Here is a 24145-nt window from a genome sequence, read left to right as displayed (position 1 = left end):
GCCGGCCGCGGTACCCGCGCCGCCGCCGAGGGCGCCGCCGATGATCGCGCCGGTGCGCTCGCGACGGTTCGACGTCACGGCGCCGCCGGCGCCGCCGCCGATCGCACCGCCGATGACGGAGCCCGTGCTGCCGCCAACCGCGCCGCCGACTGCTGCGCCGGCAACCCCGCCGAGCGCGCCGCCAAGCGCGTTGTTCAAGTCACCGGCCATTGCCGGCAGTGCGGTCGCGCCAGCCAGGGCGGCGACGACGAGAGCGGGGGCGATTTTCTTCCACATTCCCGTATTCTTCCTTGTTCGCAATCTGGTTATCGAAGGTCCGCTCGCGATGACGATCTGAACCGATCGACGTCGATCCAGGCATTGTGCCGAATCCCGGACCAATTCATTTCAATGAGCTTGCGGCGAAGAATAGCACCGCTCCCGTCTCCTTGCCGTCGACATTCTGGTAACAAGTTGTTTACGAAAATGGAAGCTTGGGCAGGCCGGCGGAAAAGCCGCAAACGCCCGCCGGACGGGCGTCCGGGCGATTCCCGCCCACCTCGGCGGAATGGCCGCGGGCACCGGAATCGCCCGGTCGAGACACACGTGGCAACACATCGGGCACGCGCGGCGAGCCATGCCGGCTGCAACCGGTCATCCGGCGTCGATGAGGGTCAGTACACGCCCGGGAGCAGGCGCCAGGTTCGCGCGAAGTACGCGTCGTATTCGGCGCCGAACTGTGCGCGCAGCAGCGCTTCCTCGGAGCGAATGCGCGCAACCAGCGGCACCAGCATCAGCGCGACCAGCAGCAGGCCGACACCCGAGCGGAACGCGCACGCCCAGCCGATCGAATTGACGAGCAGGCCGAGATAGCTCGGGTTGCGGATGTGGCGGTAAATGCCGCCCGTGACCAGCGTATGGCCCGGCTGGATGGCAACCAGCCCGCTGAAGCGCTTGCCGAGCACGAATACGGGCCAGATGCGCAGCACCCCGCCCGCGACGTACAGCACGACGCCGAACCACCGCACCGCATCGCCGCCGAAGGTCCAGACGTCGAGCCGGTCGGTCAGCGCGGGCAAATAGGCCAGCAGGAACCCGCTTGCCCCGAATGCCGCGAGCACCCAACGGTTGTCGCGGTTCTCGCGCTCGCCGGCGCTCAGGTTGCCTTCGGTGAACATCGCGGCGAACGCCAGCGCGAGCGTCACGACGGCGACGGCGACGGCGATCAGTTGCGGATGGGAGAAGAAGGCGGCGAACCCGCCGATGCCGAGCACGGCGAGCCCGAGATAGACGAGCGTGGAAACGCTCGACACGATTGAGACCTTGCGCGTGACGGACATGGCTGCCTCGCCGGGATGGGCCTTCCCGCGAAGTATAGGAACCCGGGCGAGCGATGCGCCGGCGCACCGTGACACGGCGCGCGCGTCGGCCCTGGCGATGGCGGCGGCGGCGCGGCGCCGAACGACGCGGCCGATCGATGTGCGGCGCAGCACGCGGGCCGGGCCCGCATGCGCGTACCGCCTGCTCAGCGGATGCGGAAGTTGCCGCCGATCCCGACGCTGATGGGCGGTGCGTAATACGCCGGCGCATAACCGTAGTAGCCTGGCGCGGGCGCGTACCCATAAGGCGGGGCAACGTAGCAGCCGGACAGGCCGCCGATCAGCGCAAACGTGATGAGGACTTTGTACATGGCTCGATTCCCGGCGAAAAGGACACGTGGCACCTTGCGAACGCCGGACCGCCGCGACCTGCGACGACCGGCACGAAGAGGCGATGCGCCCTTCCTGTCGCTCGATGAAACAATGCGCCGAGTCTAGCGCCGGGCCCGCGCGGACGAGTTTCGCGAGCGGTTACACGTGTTACCTCGCGTCACCGCTGATACAGATGCGCCGCGCCACCCGTACCGCGAGCCGTGCCCGCGTTACACGAAATGGGCGCGAATGCGCTGCGCGACCGATTCGAGCGCCGCCGCGTCGGCGATGTCGCGCGCGTGCATCCGCAGCTCGACGCCTTCCCAGCGCGGGATCACGTGGAAATGCACGTGCGGCACCGTCTGGCCCGCCGCCGCGCCGTTGAACTGGCCGATGAACACGCCGTCCGGCCCGAGCGCCGCGCGCACGGCCGCCGCGACGCGCTGCGTCATGCGGATGCCGGCCGCGGCCGCATCGCCGGACAACTCGAAGATCTGTGCGGCAGGCTCCTTCGGGATCACGAGCACGTGACCGTCGGCCTGCGGCATGAGATCCATGATCGCGATGGTTTCGTCGTCTTCGGCGACTTTCACGCACGGCAGTTCGCCGCGCAGGATTTTGGCGAACGGGTTGTTGTTGTCGTAGGACATGGCGTTTTCCGATAGCGGTTTGACGGGTTTGACTGGCAGGAGAGCAATGCCGGACGATTATCGGCCGATGGCCGGTTCGAGTTCAACTCGTCCTTTGCCGTACCGGCCCGCCGATCGCCAGGGCGCAAAGCCGGAAAGCGCACGCGGCCGCCATCCATTCGTCACGCAACCGCGATTGCACCGCGTCGCCCGAACCTGCGACACTGCCGCATCGCTGCCGGCCGGCACGCCACCGAGGACGCTCGCGCATGACGATTTCCATCAAATCGCTGATCCTGCGCGGCGCGGCACTCGCGGTCGTCGCCGCGATCGGCTACACGGGCTACATGCTGTCCCGGCTCGCGCCGATCGCGACCGGCTATGCGGCGAAGGCGCTGTGTTCTGGCGTGTTCGTGTCGGGCCGTCCGGCCGCGTCGGTGATCGACATCGACATCATGGCCGGCGTGCATCCGCTGCTGAAACTGGTGCGCCCGTCGATCGATCCCGAGCATCATCGCGCCGTCGCGACCTTCGCCGGCTTCGCGCAACGCGAAGCGGACTTCCGGCCCGGGCTCGGCTGCACGCTCGCGCTCGGGCCGTCGCCCGGCGTGCTGCCGGCCGCGCTGCCGCCCGTCCCCGATCCGCCGCCCGCGCAAGCGGCGCCCATCGCATCCGTCGCGCCGATCGTGCCGCCCGCCGGCATCGATGCACGCAAGCTGCAGGCCGCGCTCGATCGTGCGTTCGACGAACCCGATCCGGCGCGGCCGCGGCGCACGCGTGCCGTCGTCGTGATGTGGCGCGGCCAGGTGATCGCCGAACGCTATGCGCGCGGCTTCACGGCCGACACGCCGCTGCCCGGCTGGTCGATGACGAAGACCGTGACGGCCGCGCTCGTCGGCATGCTCGTCGCGCAACACACGCTGTCGCCGGATGCGTCGGCGCTGCTGCCCGAATGGCGCGGCAGCGGCGATCCGCGCGCGGCGATCACGCTCGACGAACTGCTGCGCATGACGAGCGGCCTGCAATTCAACGAGGACTACGACGACCCGCTGTCCGACGTCGCCGTGATGCTGTTCACGCAGCCCGACACCGCGCGCTTCGCGTCGTCCAGGCCGCTCGCCGCGAAGCCCGGCACGCAGTGGTACTACTCGAGCGGCACGAGCGCGATCGTCGCGCGCGTGATGCGCGTCGCGATGGGCGGCACCGAGGACGACTACCTCGCGTTTCCGCGCCGCGCGCTGTTCGCGCCGCTCGGGATGCGCAGCGCGGTGTTCGAGCCCGATGCGTCCGGCACGCTCGGCAGCGCGTCGTTCATGTATGCAAGCGCGCACGACTGGGCGCGCTTCGGGCAGTTCCTGCTGCAGGACGGCGTGTGGAACGGGCAGCGGCTGCTCCCCGAAGGCTGGGTGCGCTACCTGACGCGCGCGACGCCGCTGTCGCCGCGCGAGGAATTCGGCGCGCATCTGTGGGTGAAGGTGCCGGAGCCGTTCAACGATACCGGCCCGGATGCGCGAACCCTGCCCGCCGACGCATTTCATGCGGTCGGCCATGAAGGCCAGTTCGTGAGCGTGGTGCCGAGCCGCCAGCTGGTGGTCGTGCGGCTCGGGCTGTCTCGGCCGGAATCCGCGTGGAATCACGAAAGGTTTCTCGAACGCGTGCTCGACGCGGTGCCCGCGCCGGGCGCGTGACGGCCGGCGCGCGGCTTCCGTGATGCGGGCGGTGACACGGCGGCGGCGGCCGACGCCGCACACCGCCCGCTACTGGCGATGCATTACGGATTCGCGCTGCCCGCGTACTGCTTGAAGCCTTCGCGCGTCGCGAGACGGTCGATGTAACGCTTCGCCGCCGGGAAATCCGGGTGCTCGAACGGCGTGCCGAACCAGCGGTTCACCGACAGGCCGATCGGAATGTCGGCGAGCGTGAAGTGGTCGCCGGCCACGTATGCGCCGGTCGCTTCGAGCTGCGCGTTCAGCACCGTCATGAGCTTCGTCCAGCCCGCGATCGACTGCGCGATCACTGCCGGATCCTGATGATCGGGCGACTTGCGCACGAGGCCGAGGAATGCGCCGACCCATGAACGGTTCAGGTCGGCCGCCTGCCAGTCGATCCACTGATCGACCCGCGCGCGTGCCTGCGGCTCGGCCGGATACAGTGCATCGCCGCCATAGCGGTTCGCGAGGTAGCGGATGATCGTGTTCGATTCCCAAAGCACGAAATCGTCGTCCTTGATCACGGGCACGAGCGCGTTCGGATTCAGCGCGAGATAGGTCGGGTCGTTGGTCGTGCGAAAGCCCGAGCCCCAGTCTTCCTGTTCGAACGGCAGGTTCAGCTCGGTGCACAGCCACAGCACCTTGCGGACGTTGATGGACGGGATCTTGCCGAGGACGTGCAGCATGCAGTCTCCTTGTGAGGTCGGGTGCAAGGCGTTCGGGGCACTCGACCGGCCCGAACGGGTATCCGTCGAATTTATACACGACCTCGGGGCAAACGGCAGGCCGCGCGCGCAAAATCGGTGTGCGGCCGGCCGGTCAGGTCGTGCAGCGCGTGCTCGGCCGTCGGGAACCGGAACATGAATCCGTCCTGGTGCAGCCGTGCCGACATCACGCGCTGCCCGTCCAGCAGCAGCTCGGCCATCTCGCCCATCGCCAGGCGCAGCGGTGCGGCCGGCACGTGCAGCCAGGCGGGACGCCGCAACACCTTCGCGACGACCTGCACGAACTCGCGCTGGGTCACGGCCACCGGCGCGACCGCGTTGTAGACGCCGCGCATGCCGCCGTTCGACATCGCACGCGCAATGATCCGCAGCACGTCGTCCCGGTGAATCCAGCTCATCACCTGCGCGCCGTCGCCAAACCGGCCGCCCATGCCGACGTAGTGCGGCAGCAGCATCGGACGCAACGCGCCGCCGGGGCCGAACACGATGCCCAGCCGCAGCACCACCGTCCGCACCCCGTGGCGCTCGAGCGGCTGCGCCGACTGCTCCCACTGCCGGCACAACGCCGACATGAAGCCGCTGCCGGCACGGCTGTCCTCGTCGAGGCGCTCGTCGGCCGGCCGCACGCCGTAGTAGCCGATCGCCGACGCCTGGATCCACGTGCGCGGCTTGACCTCGGCGGTCTCGACCCAGCGCATCAGCGCCTGCGTGACGCCGACGCGGCTGGCGAGCAGCCGCGCCCGGCGACGCGCGCTCCAGCGCGCGCCCAGCACCGGCGCGCCCGCGAGATTGACGACCGTGTCGAAACGCTCGTGCGGCTGCAACTGCGCGGCGGACGTCACGCTGCGCACCCGGCCGTGAAACTGATAGGCCGCGCGCAGCGGATCGCGCGCCAGCAACGTGACCGTATGCCCCGCATCGAGCAACTGGTTCACGAGGATTTCGCCGATGAAGCCGGTCCCGCCGGTCACGAGCACGTTGCCGGCCGGCTGCCCGGCGAACGGATTGGCGGCCGGCGCGCGCCGCGCGACCCGGCAGGCCGCGATGCCGTCGCGGATGCCCGACAGCGTCACGCCGACGGCGAACAGGCCGAGCAGCCAGCCGCGCCAGCCGGCATCGATCGCGCGCAACGCGGTCGGCTCGTGCGCCCACGCAGCCAGCTGCATCGCGAGCATCCCGAACAGCGCCCCGCCGTTGACGGCCAGCAGCGTGTGCAGCACGCGCTCGGTCGCCGGCAGCTTGCGGCTTTGGTCCTCGACGACGAAATCCCACAACGTCAGCGCCACTTCGACGAGCACGACCGCCGCGATGGCCGCCACCCACGCGCCGTGAAAGGCGACGTTCGCGATCGACGCGAACACGACACCGTAGAGCACGGAACGCACCGCATGAATCGTCAGTTCGAGCCGCGCGCGCGGGCGGTGCGGCAGGTCCTGCGTGAGTTCGTGGTGGTAAAGCGTATCGAATGCGCCCATCGCGCCCTGCACGATCAGCAGATCGAGCGCCCAGTGAAAAGCCGGCAGCGTGTTCATGCGGTATCCCTCCGCCACAACCAGGCGAGCGGCGGCACCATCGCGACGAGCGCCGCGACATCGGCCGCCACGTGGCGCCCGACCTGCGCGTGCAACGACAACAGCAGGTCCTGCGGCGCCCAGATCAACAGGCCGGCCAGCAGCCATCCCCACACTTCGCGTCTGCGCAGCCGGTTGCCGAGGTGCACGAGCGCCAGCATCCAGACCGATGCGCATTGCAGCGTCGCGCCGAACAGCGACAGCCACCAGATCTGCTGCGCGCGCGCCGCGCCGGGCGCCGTTGCGGCCCAGAAATGCAACTCGATGCGCCGGTGATATGCGTCGAGCCACGACGCCCCGGCGACCCACGGAAGCGCCGCGCCGACCAGCAGATGCACGATCGCCGCCGCATACATCCAGTTCACGACGATGCGACGCACGTTGTCGCGTGCAGGTCGATCCGCCGCCGTGCTTTGCTCGACCCCGCCGCTACCGCACGCCCGGGCATCGCAGCGCGCTTCGGCACGATAGCCGAGCCAGCGCGACACCGCGTACCGGTTGCGCGCGACACGGCGATACAGCGGCGCGAACGCGTCGCGCACGACCGGCGCGCGCAGCAGCCAGACGAGCCCGTGACGCCCGACCAGCGTATAGGCGGCCACGATACTGTCGATGCCGGTCAGCATGCGTCCGTCGGGCAGGCGCGCATGCAGCTCGCGATTCATGGCGGAGAGGTCGACGCCCAGCGGCGCGGGATCGAAGCCCGGCGCGGCGATATCGACGAAGGCCAGCCGGTGTCGCGTGTCCCGCGCGCCGAGACGCCTGATTTCCGCCGCGCATAACGGACACCGTCCGTCGAAGTAAAGAACCAGCTCACTCGAATTCATGCTTTGCACTCCTTCTTTTTATCGCCAGCATCCGGAATCGATCGACTGCGTGGAACTGCGTCCCGCTGCTGCGCCTGCGCGGCAGCGACGCGCTTACATCGGCTTGAGCACCATCAGGAAGTAGACGGTCAGCATCGCGAAGAACGCCGGATAGCCGAGCAGCTCCCAGCGCTTCGCATAGCGCCAGTAGCGCTCCGGCAGGGCGGCGTCGCCATTCGCGTGCGCGAGCTTCGCCATCGAGGCCAGTTCGATCTGCAGCCACACGACCGGCAGCCAGCACACCCCCGCGATCGCATACAGCACGATCGACGCGACGAGCCACGGCGTATCCCACTGCCAGCCGGCCGTATGCGCGAGCCACAGCCCGGACGCGGGCTGGAACAGCACGGCCGGCGTCGTGAACCACCAGTCCGCGCGCACCACGAGACGCGACACGGCCGCGATCGCCGGCACCGAGCGCGTGCGGTTCGCGAAGAACAGGTAGAACGCGGTGCCGAAGCCGGTGCCCACCATCAGCACCGAGGACAGGATATGCAGCGTCTTGACGATCAGATAGATATTCATTTTTATTGCTCTTCGGCAAACAGGATCAGCAGGATCGCGAGAATCGGCACGTTCTTGAGCACGGGGCCGAACGGCTCGGCGAGCAGGGCCGGCATCGTGACCGCGATGACGGCCGAATACGCGACGATCAGCGCGCCTTGCGCGACCCACAGGCGACGGGACGGCGCAACGACGGTCGTCACGCCGAACGCGAAGTCCAGCGCGCAGGCCGCGTAGAGCGCGATCAACGCGGGCAGCCCGGTCAGGTGGGCGTGCGCGAGCATCGCCAGGCTGTCGCTCCGCGGATGGACAAATGCGCTGACGATGGCCGTCCAGATCCACACGATCGCGAGCGCACCGCGCAGCAACGGCCGCCGCCACATCGCGAGCGCGTCGTGGCGCAGCGCGTCCGCGTCCGCGCCGATGAAATGTCGCAGCCCGCGCGGCGGCCGGCCCAGCACGGCCGTGATGGCGGCGGGGTCGCCCGTGTTGCCGCCGCGCAGCATCGTCCACGTGTCGCGGGTCAGCATCGCGCCCGGGATCGCGCCGGACAGCGCGGCCGCCGCCCCGACCAGCGGGCCCGGCAGCGCGATACGCGCCGCCGGCCGAAAACCGAGCGCCGCACGATAGCCGCCCAGCATGTCGCGGTACTCGACTTCGTCGGCGCCGACGGCGTCGATGACGCGCTCGCCGGCCGCCGTCGCATCGACGAGCCGCGCAACGAGTTCGGCGAGATCGTCGACATGCACCGGGCGCAGCCGTTGATGGCCGCCCGCCGGCAGCACGTGCACGGGCAGGCTCGCGAGCATCCGGAAGAACCGCGCCGACGTGCCGGACACGCCATAGACGAGCGCCGGACGCACGATCCGGGAATCGAGCGGCAGCGTCTGCAGGAAGCGGTCGGCCGCGTGCTTGCTCGCGAAATACGGCGTATCGCCGCGTTCGACGCCCAGCGCGGAAATCTGGATCACGCGCCGCACGCCGGTGCGGCAGCATGCGGTGAAGAGCGCGCACGGCGCCGCACGATGCACGGTGTCCAGCGTCGCGCCGCGCCGGTCGGCGAGGATGCCGACCGCGTTGACCACCACGTCGACGCCCTCCAGCCGGGCCAGCCACGCATCGGCGTCGACGTCCTTCGCGAAGTCGATTTCGACGTCGCGCGGGCCGGCCGCACGGCGCACGCCGCGCAGCACGCGATGGCCGCCGGCTTCGAGCCGCGCGCTCAGCGCCCGCCCGATGAAACCGTTCGCGCCGCAGACGAGGATGTTCATGTCGCACTCCGTCGTGCGGCATGGCGGCGGTTCGTCAGCAAGGCCATGGTCATCGTCGTCCTCTATTTACAGTTATTTCTGTATAGACAGAAATACAAAATCCAAAAAAAGCGGGCTGTCTGCCCGCACGTCCGGTGCCGCTTACTTCGGCGACTTGCGCCGGACCGTCTGGCTGATCTTCGCGCCGATGCCGAGCGCCTTCATCAGCGTGTCCGGCTTCAACCGCAGCATTTCGTCCGACCAGGTCGTGAGCGTCTCGACGAACTGCAGCGTGTCGCGAATGCGCTGCTCGGTCTCGCGGCTTTCGTCGGCGATCTCGGGGCTCGTCAGGCAATCGCGAAGCACCGTGAGCGTCGGTTCGATCTCGCGCTGGCGCCGCCCTTCGACGATCAGCTTGAACAGTTCCCAGATGTCGGTTGACGTCTCGAAATGGTCGCGGCGATCGCCCAGCACGTGCACGACCTTCGCGAGCCGCCACGACTGCAGCTCCTTCAGGCTCGTGCTGACATTGGAGCGCGCGACGTTGAGCGTCTCGGCGATCTCGTCGGCCGCGACGGGCCGCCCGGCCAGATACAGCAGCGCGTGGATCTGCGAGACGGTGCGGTTGACGCCCCACCGCGAGCCCATTTCGCCCCAGTGGAGAATGAATCGTTCGGCAATCGGTGTGAGTTCCATGTCGGTGAATTTAGTTTTTTCAGTTATTTCTGTCAAGAGAGAAATTAATCGGCGAAGACGCGATGCGCCGCCCGGACGGTCCGGCCCGCGCGGCAGCCGCCGCCGTTACCGCCCGCCTTTGCCGCCCTGCCCGCCCGCTTCCATTACAATGCGCGGGATTTTTCCGATTTCAGGCCGTCCCCGCCTTTCTGACTAGAGGTTCCCCATGATCATCAAACCGCGCGTGCGTGGCTTCATCTGCGTGACGACTCATCCCGTCGGCTGCGAAGCCAACGTCAAGGAACAGATCGACTACGTGACTTCGCACGGCCCGATCGCCAACGGCCCGAAGAAGGTGCTCGTGATCGGCGCGTCGACCGGCTACGGCCTCGCCGCCCGGATCTCGGCCGCATTCGGCTCGGGCGCGGACACGCTGGGCGTGTTCTTCGAGCGCGCCGGCAGCGAAACGAAACCGGGCACGGCCGGCTGGTACAACAGCGCCGCATTCGAGAAATTCGCCGCCGAAAAGGGGGTCTATGCGCGCAGCATCAACGGCGACGCATTCTCCGACAAGGTCAAGCAGATCACGATCGACACCATCAAGCAGGATCTCGGCAAGGTCGACCTGGTCGTCTACAGCCTCGCGGCGCCGCGCCGCACGCATCCGAAGACGGGCGAAACGATCAGCTCGACGCTCAAGCCGGTCGGCAAACCGGTCACGTTCCGAGGCCTCGACACCGACAAGGAAGTGATCCGCGAAGTGTCGCTCGAGCCGGCCACGCAGGAAGAGATCGACGGCACCGTCGCCGTGATGGGCGGCGAGGACTGGCAGATGTGGATCGACGCGCTGGCCGAAGCCGGCGTGCTGGCCGACGGCGCGAAGACGACCGCGTTCACGTATCTCGGCGAGCAGATCACGCACGACATCTACTGGAACGGCTCGATCGGCGAAGCGAAGAAGGATCTCGACAAGAAGGTGCTGTCGATCCGCGACAAGCTGGCCGCGCACGGCGGCGATGCCCGCGTGTCGGTGCTGAAGGCCGTCGTCACGCAGGCGAGCTCGGCGATCCCGATGATGCCGCTCTACCTGTCGCTGCTGTTCAAGGTGATGAAGGAAACCGGCACGCACGAAGGCTGCATCGAGCAGGTGTACGGTCTCCTGAAGGACAGCCTGTACGGCGCGACGCCGCACGTCGACGACGAAGGGCGCCTGCGCGCGGACTACAAGGAACTCGATCCGCAAGTGCAGGGCAAGGTCGTCGCGATGTGGGACAAGGTGACGAACGAGAACCTGTACGAGATGACCGACTTCACCGGCTACAAGACGGAATTCCTGCGTCTGTTCGGCTTCGAGATCGCCGGCGTCGACTACGACGCGGACGTGAACCCGGACGTGAAGATCCCGGGCATCATCGACACGACGGTCTGACGACCGGGCCCGCCGCGCGCGAGCGCGGGCGGCGGGCCGTCTTCCACGAGCGGCGTCAGGCCGGCGCCGCCTCGTCCAGATACACACCGTCCGACAACGTGGCCTTCACCTGCCGCGTGAACTCGTCGGTGGACACCTCCTCCGCACCGGATTCGATCGCGTCGTACGCCTGGCGCACGACGTCGGCCGGCGTCGCCTTGGGTACGTCGAGGCCGCGCGTCAGGTCCGTATCGATGAAGCCGGCGTGCAGCCCGACCACCTGCGTGCGCTGCTCGCGCAGCGAATGCCGCAGCCCGTTGGTCAGCGCCCACGCGGCCGATTTCGACACGCCGTAGCCCGACAGGATCGGCCGGTTCACCCAGCTCGCGACGGACAGCACGTTCAGGATCGCGCCGCCGCCGTGGCCGGCGAGCGTTCCCGCGAACGCGCGCGACATCGCCAGCATCCCGAACACGTTGGTCTCCAGGTGGGCGCGCAATGCGTCGACCGCGCCGTCGTCGGTCAGGCTGCCGAGCCGCGCGATGCCCGCGTTGTTGATCAGCAGCGTGACGTCGCGCGCCGCGTCGGCGGCCGCGGCGACCGCCGCCGGGTCGGCCACGTCGAGCTTCACGGGCACCACGCCCGGCAGCGTCACGCTGGCCGGATCGCGTGCGCCCGCATAGACCTTGCGCGCGCCCCGTTCGAGCGCCTGCTTCGCGAACTCGAGGCCAAGCCCGCGGTTCGCGCCCGTGATGAAAACGACTGCACCTTCGATCTTCATGATCGTTCCTTTCCGAGATTCGATCCCGTCCGCGCCGGTTCGCCGCGCGCCCGGAATCCGGTGAAAAACCACGCTGCCTTCGCGCACCGAACCGTTGCCCCGCCGGTGCCGGAAGCCGGGCCGCCATCCCGCCGCCCGCGCCTCGCCGCACCCAAGACTCCGACCGACATCCATCCGTGCCGGGCCGGTTGCTTCGCTTCGTCCGCGAAGTCGGCTACACTTGATCTCAATGTCGATCACCATCGTCTTTGCGACGCATAGTGCCAGCGCGATTCCGGTACGTCAATGGTGATCGCCATTGTGATTTTCAATCGTTGTAATTGATGGAATGAGGGAGGGATCGATGGGCGTCTCGAGACAACAGGCCGCCGACAACCGCAACGCGATCGTCGCGGCCGCCGAGCGGCTGTTCCGGGTGCGCGGCGTCGACGCGGTCGGGCTGACGGAATTGATGAAGGAAGCCGGCTTCACGCAGGGCGGCTTCTACAACCATTTCAAGTCGAAGGACGCGCTGGTCGTCGCCGTGATGGACAAGGCGATGCAGGATCGCGCCGATTCGCCGAACGCCGGCAGCGTCCCGGAACAGGTGACGGCGTACCTGTCGGGCGCGCATCGGGACGACGTCGAAGCCGGCTGCCCGCTGTCGGGCTTCGCGGGCGATGCGCCGCGGCTGACCGATGCGGCGCGCGCCTGCTACACGCGCGGCGTCGCCGCGTATCTCGACCGGCTGGAACGCATGGTGGCCGCGGAAGGCGCGGCCGCGGCCGACGCGCGCGGCGACACGATCGCCGTCTTCAGCCAGATGGTCGGCGCGCTGGTGCTGTCACGGGCGGTGGCCGGCACCGATCCCGCCCTGGCCGACGAGATTCTCGATGCGGCGCGCCGCGCGCTCGTCGGGCAGCCCGCCCCCGGCGATCCGGCCGTGCCGGCATAACGGCACGGCGCCGTTCGCGGGCGTGCCTACTGCATCGCCATCGCTATTGGATCGCCCTCGCCGCATCCCACAGCGGCTGCTGGCCGAGCGCCGCATGCCACGTTTCGAACTGCGTGCGCCATGACTCGAACGGCTCCATCAGCGGATGACGCGGATCCCCGCTGAGCGAATACGCCATCCCTTCGATCAGCCAGCGCGGCTTGGTCGCGACTGCGAGGTTGCCGAGCACTTCGGCCTGCCGGTGATGGATCAGCTCGTGCGCGAGAAAGTAGGTCTGCCAGCCGCGCGGCGCCACGACCACGCCGAAATCCCCGAGCGTCAATGCCGCGCGTTCGCCAAGGCCGAAAGCATCCGCACACGCGCGCGTCGAGCAGAACACGACGCGCGGCGCATCGCGAAACCGGCCCACGGCCGCCGCCGCGCGCGCATAGCCGTCGCGATAGAGCTGCCGCGCGTCGCCGAGCTTCGCGGCATCGTCGATGCAGATGTCCGCGCGCGGACACGACACGCCGGGCAGCAGCGCGGGCGCGACGACGCGCAGCGGCTTGACGAGCGCGTAAGCGGCGATCGGCAGCGCGACCAGCAGCCCCGTGAGGGCGAAAGCGACGTGGGAGCGTTTCATCGTGGCGGCCATTCCGTTGGCGTTCCGGTGGAGTGTTGCAGCACGAATATATCGGAGCCGCGCCGCCGCCGGCCGGCTTTTCCGGCCGCGTGGCTTGCACATCGGCGGCGCGGCCGGTGACGCGCGACGGGAGAGGTCGCCGGAGCGTCGCATCGCGGCCCGCTCGGGTTGTCATTCCGCCTGACCATTAAGACGTTTTCCGACTTAATTTCACCCGAATAATATATTGGACGCATTACCGGAAGCACCGCATCCTTGCCGCACATCGACCCGCCGCCCCGCAAGGACCGCACATGAAGCACAACGAATGGCTCACCGGAATCGGCTATGGATTGCTCGCGGCACTCATCTGGGGCGGTTTTCCGGTCGTCACGCGGCTGGGCGTCACGCATGCCGCGCTCGACGCGTTCGGCATCGCGTTCATCCGCTTCGCCGTATCGGGCACGCTGCTGCTGCCGGTCGTGCTGCGTCGCGGCGTCCGCTCGCTGCGCCCCGCGGCGATCGTGCTGATGGTGACCGGCGCCGGCGCGCCGTACATCCTCACGGTCGCGGCGGCGCTGAGCCGCGCGCCGGTCGGCTACTTCGCGCTGACGCCCGGCAGCATGATCGCGTTCACGGCCGTCCTCGGCCGGTGGATCGCGCGCGAGACGCTGCCCGCCGCACGGATCGCCGGCATCGTCGCGATCCTGGCCGGGATGGCGCTGACCACCTCCGACGCGCTGAGCGGCGCGATCGGGCCGCTCGCCCTCGCGCTGTTCGTGCTCGGCGGCCTGCTGTGGGCCGTCTATAACGTCACGACGAAACACGCGGCCGCCGGTGCGCTGCATGCGACGGCCATCGTGTCGGTCGGTTCCGCGCTGCTCTACTGCCCGCTTTATCTCGCCGTGCGCGGCGGCGCCGTGCTGCACGCGCCCGTCGCGGCCATCGCCACGCAGGCGATCTACCAGGGCGTGCTGATGTCGGTGCTGGCGCTCTACTGCTTCAGCCGCGCCGTCGTCGCGCTGGGGCCGGCGATCGGCGCAACCTTCGCCGCGCTGATGCCGCTGCTCGCCACGCTCGAAGCGGCGCTGCTGCTCGGCGAACGACCGCACGCCGCGGCGCTCGCCGGCATCGCGGTCGTCACGGCCGGCATGATCGCGAGCCTCGTGAGCCGAAGGCAGTCGGGAGAACCGCGTGCCGTCGCGCCGCCGAAGCCGATCGCGAACGGGTGACGCGGCATGCGGCGCGAGTGTCGCCGATGCGCCCGCTTCCGGCGGCCGACGACGTTACACGAGCTGCTTGTGAAAATACGTGGTCGCGCACAATGTGCCGTCGGGCATCAGCGCGTAGTTCGGCACGATACCGACGCGCTGCCAGCCGGCCCGCTCGTACAGGCGCTCGGCATCGCCGCCCGTCACCGTGTCGAGCACGAGCACGGTCTTGCCGGCCTCGCGCGCGGCGTCGTCGGCAGCCGCCATCAGACGCGCGGCGATGCCCTGCCGGCGCGCATGGCGGGACACGAGCATCTTTGCGATGTCCGCGCGATGCGGCTGGTTCTCCGGCTGCCCGGTCACGACCTGGACGGTGCCGACGATCCGGCCGGCGGCGTCCTCGGCGACGAGCAGGATGCGCTCGCCGCTCGCGACCCCGTCGGCGACGCGCGTCCAGAACGCGACGGCCGTCGCGCGCGCGATCGGCAACATGAAGCTGACGGACGCGCCGCCTTCGACGCAATCGATCAGCACGTCGGCAAGCGCGTCGACGCTGGCATGCGCTTCGTTCGCGTCGACACGGCGAACGGTCACGGGGTCTGTCATACCCTCTCCGGTATATCAGGCGGGGCACGCGTTCGGTCGGCGTGCGCCCGGATCGAATGGCATGCCGGTGTGCAGACGATGCATGCGCAACGGCGGCAGGTGTTCGGCAACACGGCGCCCGGCAGGGCCAGCGCGCGTTACCGCCCCAGCATCCTACGCGATGAAAATTTCCTGTGCATTGCCTATACTTAGCCGCATGGCTAACTTTCAACCCGGCATCGACGACGTATTCCACGCCCTCGCCGACCCGACGCGCTGCGCGATCGTCAGCGCACTCGGGGGCGGCGGGCGGACCGTATCGGAACTGGCCGCGCCGTTCGACATGGCGCTGCCGTCGTTCATGAAGCACGTCGCCGTGCTCGAACGCAGCGGCCTCGTCCAGACCCGGAAAGACGGCCGCTCGCGCACCTGCGAGCTGGTCGGCAGCCGGCTGGCGGAAGCCGAGCAGTGGCTTGCCGCCCAGCGCGCGCTGTGGGAAGCACGCGCCGATCGTCTCGTGGAATTCGTCGAACGCCGCCACCAGGAGGACTCAACCCATGTCAGCCAGCCACGTCGACCCCGCCGCAACCCATGACCTCGTCATCACGCGCACGCTGCGCGCGCCGCGCCAGGCGCTCTGGCGCGCGTGGACCGACCCCGAACTGCTGAAGGAATGGTGGTGCCCGAAACCGTGGACCACCGAAGTCCGTGCGTTCGACCTGCGCCCGGGCGGCGCCTTTCACACGTTCATGCGCGGCCCCGACGGCGGCACGAGCGACAACCCCGGCTGCTTCCTCGAAATCGTGCCGCAAGCGCGCATCGCGTTCACGTCGATGCTCACGGGCGGCTGGCGGCCGCAGGTGCCGTGGATGGGCTTCACGGCCGTCATCACGATGGACGACGACGACGACGGCTGCCGCTACGAAGCACGCGTGATGCATCCGGACGCGGCGACGCGCGAGCGCCACGAGGCGCTCGGCTTTTTCGAGGGCTGGAACATCTGCATCACGCAGCTCGACGAATTCGCGGCCGCCTTGCGCTGATCGGGTACGCATGCGCGGCCATTGCATGCCGCCACGCACGCGCCTAGGATTCCTGAAGGAAGCACGACGACACGCCGGCATCCGGCGTGCACCGTCGCGCGCGCTCCGCGGGAGGCCACATGCTGCGCACGCACACGCATTCGACCCGGGTCAGCCGGCACCTGAACGCCCCGCGCGGGCGCGTCTATCGCGCGCTGCTCGACCCGCACGCGGTCGAACAATGGAAAGTGCCGGACGGCATGACGTGCCGCGTGCACGCGTACGACGCGCGCGAAGGCGGCGCGCTGCGCGTGTCGCTGAGCTACGACGATTCGTCGAGCGGCACCGGCAAGACCGCCGCGCACACCGACACCTATCACGGCCGCTTCGTGACGCTCGTGCCCGACGAGCAGATCGTCGAAATCGACGTGTTCGAAACCGACGATCCGATGCTGCGCGGCGCCATGACGATCACGATCACGCTGTCCGACGAAGCGGGCGGCACGCGCGTCGACGCCGTGCACGACGGTGTGCCGCCGGGCGTGCCGGCCGCCGACAACGAAACCGGCTGGCAGATGGCGCTCGCAAGGCTCGCGACGCTGGTCGAGAAGGGTTAGTGCGGGGTTAGTACGCACTCGCGTCACGCGGTAACGCCCGCATGCTGACTGCGGCTGCAGCGGGCGCGGCGTCATCACGGGTGCCGCCGGTCCCGTCCCGGCCCCTGCGGCAGCGCAAAACGCCGCCACGTGCGACACTGGCCCGCATTCGCGTGCGCGCCCCGCCCGCGCACGCCCCATCCGGACACGCATGAGGAGACCGATGCGATGAACGCCGCGCGCACCGCCACCTGGTATTTCGATTTCGTTTCGCCGTTCGCCTATCTGCAGCAGGAACGGTTCGATCAACTGCCGCCTGCCGCCGCATACGAGCCGAAGCCGATCGTGCTCGGCGCGCTGCTCGCGCACTGGGGCCAGAAAGCGCCGGCCGAGATCGCGGCGAAGCGCACCTTCACGTATCGCCACGCGCAATACCGCGCGGACAAGCTCGGCATCGCGTTCCGGATGCCGCCCGCGCATCCGTTCAACCCGATCCGGCCGCTGCGTCTCGCGATCGCGATGGGCGGCTCGCCCGACGCGATCCGGCGGATCTTCCGGCACATCTGGCGCGACGGCAACGACGTCTCGACGCCGGACGGCTTTGCCGCGCTGTGCGACGCGGTCGGCTTTCCCGAAGGCGTGACGGCCGTCGAAACCCAGGCGGTGAAGGACGCACTACGCGCGAACACCGATCAGGCGATCGCGCACGGCGTGTTCGGCGTGCCGACCTTCGAACTCGACGGCGACCTGTTCTGGGGCGACGACGCGACCGACATGTTCGTCGACTGCGCGACGTCCCGCGCGTGGCTCGATTCACCCGAAGTACGCCGCATCAGCGCCTTGCCCGAAGGCATCCGGCGCGGCTGACGGCGCGCGCGGCGGCACCTGCCGCTCACGCATCGCGCCCTTCGACGAGTGCAGGCACGGCCTCGCGCATCATCGCGACGAAGCGCACGAGCCGCGACGGATAGAACTGCGCGTGCGGGTAGGTCATGTAGACCGGCAACGGCGCGGCCTGCCAGTCGGGCGCGAGATGCACGAGTTCGCCGCGCGCGAGATGGTCGGCCAGCATCCACGACGAACCGACACACGCGCCGACCCCGAGCAGCGCCGCGCTGCGCAGCGCGTAGAGATTCGCGGTCGTGATGCGCGGACGAATCGCGATACGCCGCGTGTCGCCCGTGACGGCATGCGTCAGCGTCAGCTCGGTCCGGTAGTACGTGCGCAGCGCGAGCCACGGCAACGCGGCGAGCGCGTCGGGATCGGCGGGCACCTCGGCGCCGTTCAGCACGGACGGCGCGGCCACCACGAAGCGCGGCACCTTGGTCAGCCGGATCGCGACGACAGACGGGTCGGTCGGCTCGCCGACCTGGATCGCACAGTCGATCCCGCTGCCGACGAAATCCCGCACCTCGTCCTGCAACAGCCACTCCACCGATACGCGCGGGTAGTCGCGCAGAAACCGCGCGAGCGGCGCGACGAAGCGCTCCTGTCCGAACGCATGCGGCACCGCGACCCGCAGCAGGCCGTCGGGCTCCTCCTGCGCGCCGCGCAGGTCGGCTTCGAACGCCGCCCAGTTCGTCAGCAGCTCCTTCGCGCGCGTGAAACAGCGCTCTCCATCGACCGTCAACCGCATCGTATGGGTCGTCCGCTGCAGCAGCCGGACCCCGAGCGAGCGTTCGAGCGCCTGGAGCCGCCGGCTGATGGTCGGCTGGGTCGTGTGCAGTTGCGCGGCGGCGGCCGACAGGCTGCCGGCCTCGACTATGCGTACGAAGGTTTCCATCAACTCGAAACGATAGCCCGCGCCGTCGACGGGCACCGCCTGAATGCGCTCAGACCCGCCAGCAGCGGGCGAGGCAGGAATTTTCTCGGTCATGCGTGAAGCGTATAACAAATCTGCGCCGGGCGGCACTACCGCGGCCGGCTGCCAGTCGGCACACTCGCGTCCATTCGTTAGCCCAACAAGGATGTACGCGATGTCCACCCCGACCCGTCTCGACGCCGCGCCCCGCGCGGCCCATGCACCGGCCCATGCGGCCCATGCACCCGCCGCATCGATGCCCGATCGCCGGCTCGTGCTGCTGCTCGCGGCGGCAGCCGGCCTCGGCGTCGCGCCGCTCTACTATGCGCAGCCGATGCTCGCCGCCCTCGGCGCCGATCTCGGCGCGTCGGCGCGCGCGATCGGCTTCGTGCCGACGCTCACGCAGCTCGGCTATGCGCTCGGCATCCTGCTGCTCGCGCCGCTCGGCGACCGCTTCGACCGGCGCCGCGTGATCGTGACGAAGGCCGCCGCGCTGGTCGTCGCGCTGCTGCTTGCGGCCGTTGCGCCGTCGCTCGGGCTGCTGCTGGCCGCGAGCTTCGCGATCGGCCTGACCGCGACGATGGCGCAGGACGTCGTGCCGGCCGCCGCGACGCTCGCGCACGACACACATCGCGGCCGCATCGTCGGCACGGTGATGACGGGGCTGCTGCTCGGCATCCTGCTGTCGCGCGTCGTCGCCGGATTCGTGGCGGAGACGGCCGGCTGGCGCGCGATGTTCGCGCTCGCGGCCGCCAGCGTCGCGGCGATCGGCGTCGTGGCCGCACGCGGGTTGCCGCGCTTCGAGCCGACCACGCAGCTGTCGTACCGCGCGCTGATCGGATCGCTCGCGGATTTGTGGCGCCGTCATCCGGCGCTGCGCCGCGCCGCGCTCGCGCAAGGGATGCTCGCCATCGGGTTCAGCGCGTTCTGGTCGACGCTCGCCGTGATGCTCCACGGCGCGCCGTTCCACCTCGGCAGCGCCGCGGCCGGCGCATTCGGCCTCGCGGGCGCCGCCGGCGCGCTGGCGGCGCCGATCGCCGGACGCCTCGCCGATCATCACGGCCCCGAACGTGTCACGCGCATCGGCATCGCGATCGCGACGGTGTCGTTCGCCGCGATGGCCGCCGCGCCGCTGATGACGCCGCATGCGCAACTCGCGCTGCTCGCCGTCGCGACGATCGGCTTCGATCTCGGCGTGCAGGCCACGTTGATCGCGCACCAGGCGATCGTCTACCGGATCGATCCCGCGTCGCGCAGCCGCCTCAACGCGGTGCTGTTCGTCGGCATGTTCATCGGGATGGCGGCCGGCGCCGCGCTCGGCAGTTCGTTGCTCGCGCAACTGGGCTGGAATGCGGTGATCGTGCTGGCCGTCACGACGTCGCTCGCGGCGCTCGCCGTGCGCATGTGGCGCCGGTAATTCCCGGCGTGGCGACCCAAAGGCGGGCAGGCCCACAGGGCTTGCCCGCCTTTTCTTTTTGTTTTCGTTCGACGCTGTACGGCCCGGCGCGGCGCGGCATATCCGTGCGGCGCGCAGGCCGCATTCGAGCATCCGGTGCAAGGTTTGCGATCGCGCGGCGGATTACCTAGTTCAACCGATTATTTTTCGCCGATCCCGCGAGCGCTGCGCGCAACCATCAGAGGATTCGACATCGCCACGTCACATGGCCCTCTCCCATCCGGCCCCACTGGAAAAGCGCGTTTTATCAGGGGATTCCCGGTATTTTTTCCCATTTTCTTCGAAATTACCGATGACATACTTGCCCCCCATTGCGCTCCGGTGCGAGCGCGCTTCCTGATCCGGCCGGCCGCGCGTCATGCGCCGCGCGTCCGCCGGCGTCGCAGAACATGAATAATTTCGACACCACGATCCAGATCTTCCTGACCCGCATCACGCTCAGCCCTCTGATGAATCACGCGATCCGCGTGATCGCCGGTCTCTACACGTTCAAGGGCTTCGTGCTCATTCCCGTGCTGTGCTGGCTGTGGTTCCAGCCGGGGCCGCACCGCGAGCGGCAACGCGAGCTGGTCGTCGCGACGGTCGCGAGCGGGCTCGCCGCGCTCGCATTCGGCCGCCTGCTCGCCAAGGTGCTGCCGTTCCGCGTGCGGCCGATCTACAACCCCGATCTGCACCTGCACTTTCCGACCGCGGGGCTGCGTACCGCGACGCTGCAGACATGGAGCTCGTTTCCGAGCGATCACGCGATGCTGTGGATGGCGATCGCGGCCGGGATCTTCATCATCACGCGTCGCGTCGGCGTGCTCGCGCTGCTGTATGCGGCCGTGTTCATCTGCGTGCCGCGCGCGTATCTCGGCTATCACTATCCGACCGACCTGATCGCCGGTGCCGCGATCGGCATCGCGATCGCATGGCTGCTGACGCGCGACGCCATTCGCTCGCGCTTCGCGCCGCAGGTGCTGGAGGCGATCCGGCGCTTCCCCGCGCCGGCCTACACGCTCGCGTTCCTGCTGTGCTTCGAGCTGATCACGCAGTTCGACGAACTGCTGACGCTCGCGCAGTCGGTCAAGCACACGACGATGTAACGGGAAGGCGCCGCCATGCTTCCGCTCCTGTGGTCACGACGCACCCGTACCCGCTGCCGGCCCAGCGCGGCGACGTCGCGCGGTGCGCGTGCCGCCGCGCCCCTGGCCGCGCATGTCAGTCGCGATCGGGCGCGCCGAGCGGAAAGAACGAACGATACGGCCGCGCCTCGTCGACCGCCCGCGCAAACGACGGCCGCGCAAGCAAGCGCCTGCGATACGCGATCACGTTCGCGAACGACGGATCGATCCGGTGGGTCCAGTCCGCGTAGAACAGGAACGGGGCCGCGCCGCAGTCGGCGAGGCTGAAGCGGTCGCCGGCCGCCCATTCGCGATCGGCCATCTTCCGGTCGAGCCACGCGTACGACGTGTCGAGCATCGCGCGTGCATCGGCGACGCCGCGCGCATCGCGCTCGTGCGCCGGCCGCAGCGCGTCGTACACCACCTTCTGCTGCGGCGTCGACACGTAGTTGTCGAAGAAGCGATCCATCATGCGCGCCTCGAGTGCCGCGCGCGGATCGTCGGGCAGCAGGCGCACGGGGCCCGGATGAGCGAGGCCGAGATACTCGATGATGATGGTGGCCTCGAACACGGTGCGCCCCGCGTCGACGAGCACCGGGAAGCGCTTCATCGGCCAGAGCGCGGCCAATTCCTGCATCGGCTTCGGATCGTCGTGCGCGAGCACGCGATATTCGAACGGCGTGCCGTTCTCGTATAGCGCGGTCAGCACTTTCTGGCAGTAGGACGAAAAGGGATGGGCGTAAAGCGTCGGCGTCATCGCATGGTCTCCCGGGTTTCGGCGCCGCGTCGTGCAGCGCCACGTGATCGGATACCTTGACGACGAGCGGCACCCGCCCGATTCGACATCGCTCCGATCATTTTTTCTCCGGCGCGCGACATCGCACCGCTACGACCGGCCGTCCTTCACGACGCGCCCTTCGCCGCGCCAGCGCAGCATCCCGCCGCCCAGATTCGCGACGGCATCGAAGCCGGCTTTCAGCAGGATCACGGTCGCCTGCGCAGAGCGGCCGCCGGCGCGGCAGACGGTCACGATCGGCCGGTCGCGTGCGAGCTCGCCGGTGCGCGCGGCCAGCTCGCCGAGCGGAATCGGCGTCGCGCCGGGCAGGTGGCCGAGCGGGCCGGTGAATTCGTCCGGCTCGCGCACGTCGACGATCTGCACGGCCGGCAGATGATCCTCGAGCCACTGCGGATCGATTTCCCAGAACCCGGCGAACGTATAGACGAGCGGCGCCCAGTCGGCCGATTGCTGCGCAGCGGGTGCGTTCTCGGCCACGCCGCACTGCAGGTTCGCGGGCACCGCGACGTCGATCTGACGCGGATGCGCGAGCCCGAGGTTGCGCATGTAGCCGGCGAAATCGTCTTCGCTGAGATCGCCGCCCAGGCGCGGATTGAAGCGCCGCTCCTCGCCGACGCTCGTCACCGTCAGCCCGCGATAGTCGTGCGCCGGATACAGCAGGCACGCCGCCGGCAGCGTGAAGAGCCGGCCGTGCACCGCGCGATACAGTGCGCGCGGGTCGCCCTGCTGGAAGTCGGTGCGGCCGGTGCCGCGAATCAGCAGGCAGTCACCGGTAAACGCCATCGATTCGTCGTCGAGCACGAGGCTGATGCAGCCGCTCGTGTGGCCCGGCGTCGCGCGCACGGTCAGGTAGCGCGTGCCGAACGTGCAGCGGTCCCCGTCGTTCAGGTAGCGGTCCGCGCCCTGCGCGCCGCTCGCGGCCGAGATCGAGATCGCGCTGCCGGTGCGCTGCTTGAGCAGCCACGCGCCCGTCACGTGATCGGCATGCACGTGCGTGTCGATCGTCACGACGAGCCGCAGGCCCAGTTCGTCGAGCAATGCCGCATCGCGGCGCACCTGCTCGAATACCGGGTCGATCAACAGCGCTTCGCGCGACGCGCGGTCGGCGAGCAGATATGTGTAGGTCGACGATTGCGGGTCGAAGAGTTGCCGGAAGATCATCGCGAAGTGGCTCCGTCGGCTGGGCGTGGCGGTTGCGCGGCCGGCCCCGCGTGCGCCGTCGCCGCGCGGGGCGCGCGTTCATACAGGGTAGTTCAAAACGCGCACGCCGCCCGGCCCGTCGCGCACGCTGCCTTACACTACCGGCTGTTCTCGTCTTACGTTCACAGGAATTGCGCCGACATGTCGATGACGATCGATCCGAAGCAGGCCGCCGCGCTGCTGGCCGTCGCCGACACGGGCAGCTTCGAGCAGGCCGCCGTGCGCCTGCACGTGACCGCGTCCGCCGTCACGCAGCGGGTCCGCGCGCTGGAGGCAAGCCTCGGCACGCCGCTCGTGCTGCGCACGCGGCCGTGCCGGCCGACGCTGGCCGGGCAACGCGTGCTGCAGCACCTGCGCCGCGTCGCGCTGCTGCAGGCCGACCTGCAAAGCACGCTCGCGACCGAGCGCGAATCGCCGATCTCGGTCACGATCGCGCTGAACTCCGACAGCCTCGGCACCTGGTTCCTGCCCGCGCTGACGTCCGTGCTCGCGGGCGAACGCATCCTGTTCGAGCTGATCGTCGAGGATCAGGACCATACGTTCGCGCTGCTCGAAAGCGGAATGGCCGTGGGCTGCGTGACGACCGAGCCGAAACCGATGCGCGGCTGCGCCGCGACACCGCTCGGCACGATGCGCTACCGGCTGCTCGCGGCGGCAGCCTTCGCGGGGCGCTGGTTTCCGCGCGGCCTGAATCGCATGAGCGCGCGCGATGCGCCGGTCGTCGCATATTCGCGGCGCGACACGCTGCAGTCTGCATTCCTGAAGGAGAAGTTCGGATTGCCCGAAGGTGCGTATCCGTGCCACTACGTGCCGGGCACGCACGCGCATTTCGCGGCGGTGCGGCACGGGCTCGGCTACGCGATGGTGCCGGAGCCGCTGATCGGCGGCGCACCGCTCGACGCGCAGGGGCTCGTCGATCTCGCGCCCGCGCATCCGACCGACATCACGCTTTACTGGCATGCGTGGACCGTGCAATCGCCGACGATGGCGTCGCTGTCCGCGCGGGTCGTCGAAGCGGCGCGCCGGTTGCTCGCGCCGCTGCCGACGTGACG

General features: G+C 69.2%; 26 protein-coding genes and 1 pseudogene. 11 read left to right on the top strand and 16 right to left on the bottom strand.

Annotated features, from left to right (window positions below; genetic code table 11):
• The 4 genes and pseudogenes from BME24068_RS05165 to BME24068_RS05150 all read right to left on the bottom strand — a co-directional run.
• Window positions 1–276 (bottom strand): annotated as a pseudogene (locus BME24068_RS05165) (hypothetical protein); the annotation flags it as partial.
• A gap of 377 nt (window positions 277–653) precedes the next feature.
• Entirely contained in the window at window positions 654–1319 is a 666-nt protein-coding gene (locus BME24068_RS05160) for a methyltransferase family protein (protein WP_174925355.1), read from the bottom strand.
• Window positions 1320–1504: 185 nt separating this feature from the next.
• Window positions 1505–1669 (bottom strand): hypothetical protein, encoded by a 165-nt coding sequence (locus BME24068_RS05155; RefSeq protein ID WP_172441920.1) that lies wholly within the window; start codon window positions 1667–1669, stop codon window positions 1505–1507.
• 231 nt (window positions 1670–1900) lie between these two features.
• Window positions 1901–2320: an HIT family protein gene (locus BME24068_RS05150; protein WP_174925354.1), complete on the bottom strand. Its 420-nt coding sequence runs from the start codon at window positions 2318–2320 to the stop codon at window positions 1901–1903.
• Between the two features lie 248 nt (window positions 2321–2568).
• On the opposite strand from BME24068_RS05150, the gene BME24068_RS05145 reads away from it, so the two are divergent.
• Complete coding sequence (locus tag BME24068_RS05145) at window positions 2569–3987, top strand: serine hydrolase domain-containing protein (RefSeq protein WP_174925353.1); 1419 nt, start codon at window positions 2569–2571, stop codon at window positions 3985–3987.
• Between the two features lie 83 nt (window positions 3988–4070).
• Here BME24068_RS05145 and BME24068_RS05140 read toward each other — a convergent pair whose 3' ends face one another.
• The 6 genes from BME24068_RS05140 to BME24068_RS05115 all read right to left on the bottom strand — a co-directional run bounded on the left by BME24068_RS05140 (window position 4071) and on the right by BME24068_RS05115 (window position 9620).
• The gene (locus tag BME24068_RS05140) at window positions 4071–4694 is read right to left on the bottom strand and encodes a glutathione S-transferase family protein (RefSeq protein ID WP_096506523.1); all 624 of its coding nucleotides are present in this window, start codon (window positions 4692–4694) and stop codon (window positions 4071–4073) included.
• 71 nt (window positions 4695–4765) lie between these two features.
• Window positions 4766–6265, bottom strand: a complete 1500-nt coding sequence (locus BME24068_RS05135; protein ID WP_174925352.1) for a TIGR01777 family oxidoreductase — start codon at window positions 6263–6265, stop codon at window positions 4766–4768.
• Entirely contained in the window at window positions 6262–7131 is an 870-nt protein-coding gene (locus tag BME24068_RS05130; RefSeq protein WP_174925351.1) for a thiol-disulfide oxidoreductase DCC family protein, read from the bottom strand. The genes BME24068_RS05135 and BME24068_RS05130 overlap by 4 nt, the downstream gene beginning before the upstream one ends.
• 93 nt (window positions 7132–7224) lie before the next feature.
• Window positions 7225–7695 carry a DUF2269 family protein gene (locus BME24068_RS05125; RefSeq protein ID WP_174925350.1) on the bottom strand — a complete coding sequence of 157 codons (471 nt, stop codon included), beginning with the start codon at window positions 7693–7695 and terminating at the stop codon, window positions 7225–7227.
• A gap of 2 nt (window positions 7696–7697) precedes the next feature.
• Entirely contained in the window at window positions 7698–8945 is a 1248-nt protein-coding gene (locus BME24068_RS05120; protein ID WP_174925349.1) for an SDR family oxidoreductase, read from the bottom strand.
• Window positions 8946–9086: 141 nt separating this feature from the next.
• Entirely contained in the window at window positions 9087–9620 is a 534-nt protein-coding gene (locus tag BME24068_RS05115; RefSeq protein WP_096506518.1) for a GbsR/MarR family transcriptional regulator, read from the bottom strand.
• A gap of 205 nt (window positions 9621–9825) precedes the next feature.
• Between BME24068_RS05115 and fabV the strand changes: the two genes are divergently transcribed.
• On the top strand, window positions 9826–11028 hold the full coding sequence (gene fabV / locus BME24068_RS05110) for an enoyl-ACP reductase FabV (RefSeq protein WP_174925348.1): 1203 nt from the start codon (window positions 9826–9828) through the stop codon (window positions 11026–11028).
• Window positions 11029–11083: 55 nt separating this feature from the next.
• Here the strand turns inward: fabV and BME24068_RS05105 are convergent, their stop codons facing one another.
• Complete coding sequence (locus BME24068_RS05105) at window positions 11084–11788, bottom strand: SDR family oxidoreductase (protein ID WP_174925347.1); 705 nt, start codon at window positions 11786–11788, stop codon at window positions 11084–11086.
• 343 nt (window positions 11789–12131) lie between these two features.
• Between BME24068_RS05105 and BME24068_RS05100 the strand changes: the two genes are divergently transcribed.
• A complete protein-coding gene (locus BME24068_RS05100; protein WP_174925346.1) occupies window positions 12132–12722 on the top strand; it encodes a TetR/AcrR family transcriptional regulator in 591 nt (196 codons plus the stop codon).
• 43 nt (window positions 12723–12765) lie between these two features.
• On the opposite strand, the gene BME24068_RS05095 is transcribed toward BME24068_RS05100, so the two are convergent.
• A complete protein-coding gene (locus BME24068_RS05095) occupies window positions 12766–13344 on the bottom strand; it encodes a hypothetical protein (protein ID WP_096506646.1) in 579 nt (192 codons plus the stop codon).
• 293 nt (window positions 13345–13637) lie between these two features.
• Between BME24068_RS05095 and BME24068_RS05090 the strand changes: the two genes are divergently transcribed.
• Entirely contained in the window at window positions 13638–14555 is a 918-nt protein-coding gene (locus BME24068_RS05090; RefSeq protein ID WP_174925345.1) for a DMT family transporter, read from the top strand.
• A 54-nt stretch (window positions 14556–14609) separates the two neighbouring features.
• On the opposite strand, the gene BME24068_RS05085 is transcribed toward BME24068_RS05090, so the two are convergent.
• Window positions 14610–15140, bottom strand: a complete 531-nt coding sequence (locus BME24068_RS05085) for a GNAT family N-acetyltransferase (RefSeq protein ID WP_174925344.1) — start codon at window positions 15138–15140, stop codon at window positions 14610–14612.
• A 196-nt stretch (window positions 15141–15336) separates the two neighbouring features.
• Between BME24068_RS05085 and BME24068_RS05080 the strand changes: the two genes are divergently transcribed.
• The 4 genes from BME24068_RS05080 to BME24068_RS05065 all read left to right on the top strand — a co-directional run bounded on the left by BME24068_RS05080 (window position 15337) and on the right by BME24068_RS05065 (window position 17604).
• Entirely contained in the window at window positions 15337–15714 is a 378-nt protein-coding gene (locus BME24068_RS05080; RefSeq protein ID WP_096506512.1) for an ArsR/SmtB family transcription factor, read from the top strand.
• Window positions 15677–16162 (top strand): SRPBCC family protein, encoded by a 486-nt coding sequence (locus BME24068_RS05075; RefSeq protein WP_174925343.1) that lies wholly within the window; start codon window positions 15677–15679, stop codon window positions 16160–16162. Before BME24068_RS05080 ends, BME24068_RS05075 begins: the two co-directional genes overlap by 38 nt.
• A 119-nt stretch (window positions 16163–16281) precedes the next feature.
• Entirely contained in the window at window positions 16282–16758 is a 477-nt protein-coding gene (locus BME24068_RS05070) for an SRPBCC family protein (RefSeq protein WP_096506510.1), read from the top strand.
• A gap of 207 nt (window positions 16759–16965) precedes the next feature.
• Window positions 16966–17604, top strand: coding sequence for a 2-hydroxychromene-2-carboxylate isomerase (locus BME24068_RS05065; RefSeq protein ID WP_174925342.1), 639 nt, complete (start codon window positions 16966–16968; stop codon window positions 17602–17604).
• A 25-nt stretch (window positions 17605–17629) separates the two neighbouring features.
• Here the strand turns inward: BME24068_RS05065 and BME24068_RS05060 are convergent, their stop codons facing one another.
• Complete coding sequence (locus BME24068_RS05060; protein WP_174925341.1) at window positions 17630–18613, bottom strand: LysR family transcriptional regulator; 984 nt, start codon at window positions 18611–18613, stop codon at window positions 17630–17632.
• 100 nt (window positions 18614–18713) lie between these two features.
• Here BME24068_RS05060 and BME24068_RS05055 point away from each other — a divergent pair, with 100 nt between their 5' ends.
• Both BME24068_RS05055 and BME24068_RS05050 read left to right on the top strand, forming a co-directional pair.
• Entirely contained in the window at window positions 18714–19955 is a 1242-nt protein-coding gene (locus BME24068_RS05055; protein ID WP_174925340.1) for an MFS transporter, read from the top strand.
• Between the two features lie 428 nt (window positions 19956–20383).
• Window positions 20384–21079 (top strand): phosphatase PAP2 family protein, encoded by a 696-nt coding sequence (locus tag BME24068_RS05050; protein WP_096506645.1) that lies wholly within the window; start codon window positions 20384–20386, stop codon window positions 21077–21079.
• 115 nt (window positions 21080–21194) lie between these two features.
• Here the strand turns inward: BME24068_RS05050 and BME24068_RS05045 are convergent, their stop codons facing one another.
• On the bottom strand, window positions 21195–21854 hold the full coding sequence (locus tag BME24068_RS05045; protein WP_096506506.1) for a glutathione S-transferase family protein: 660 nt from the start codon (window positions 21852–21854) through the stop codon (window positions 21195–21197).
• Between the two features lie 129 nt (window positions 21855–21983).
• Window positions 21984–23054: a rhodanese-like domain-containing protein gene (locus tag BME24068_RS05040; RefSeq protein WP_174925339.1), complete on the bottom strand. Its 1071-nt coding sequence runs from the start codon at window positions 23052–23054 to the stop codon at window positions 21984–21986.
• 180 nt (window positions 23055–23234) lie between these two features.
• Here BME24068_RS05040 and BME24068_RS05035 point away from each other — a divergent pair, with 180 nt between their 5' ends.
• Window positions 23235–24143 (top strand): HTH-type transcriptional regulator ArgP, encoded by a 909-nt coding sequence (locus BME24068_RS05035; protein ID WP_174925338.1) that lies wholly within the window; start codon window positions 23235–23237, stop codon window positions 24141–24143.
• Window positions 24144–24145 lie beyond the last annotated feature (2 nt).

The sequence above is a fragment of the Burkholderia anthina genome (assembly GCF_902498995.1).
In the GTDB taxonomy this organism is placed as follows: domain Bacteria; phylum Pseudomonadota; class Gammaproteobacteria; order Burkholderiales; family Burkholderiaceae; genus Burkholderia; species Burkholderia anthina.
This window is presented reverse-complemented; position numbering and strand designations above follow the sequence as displayed.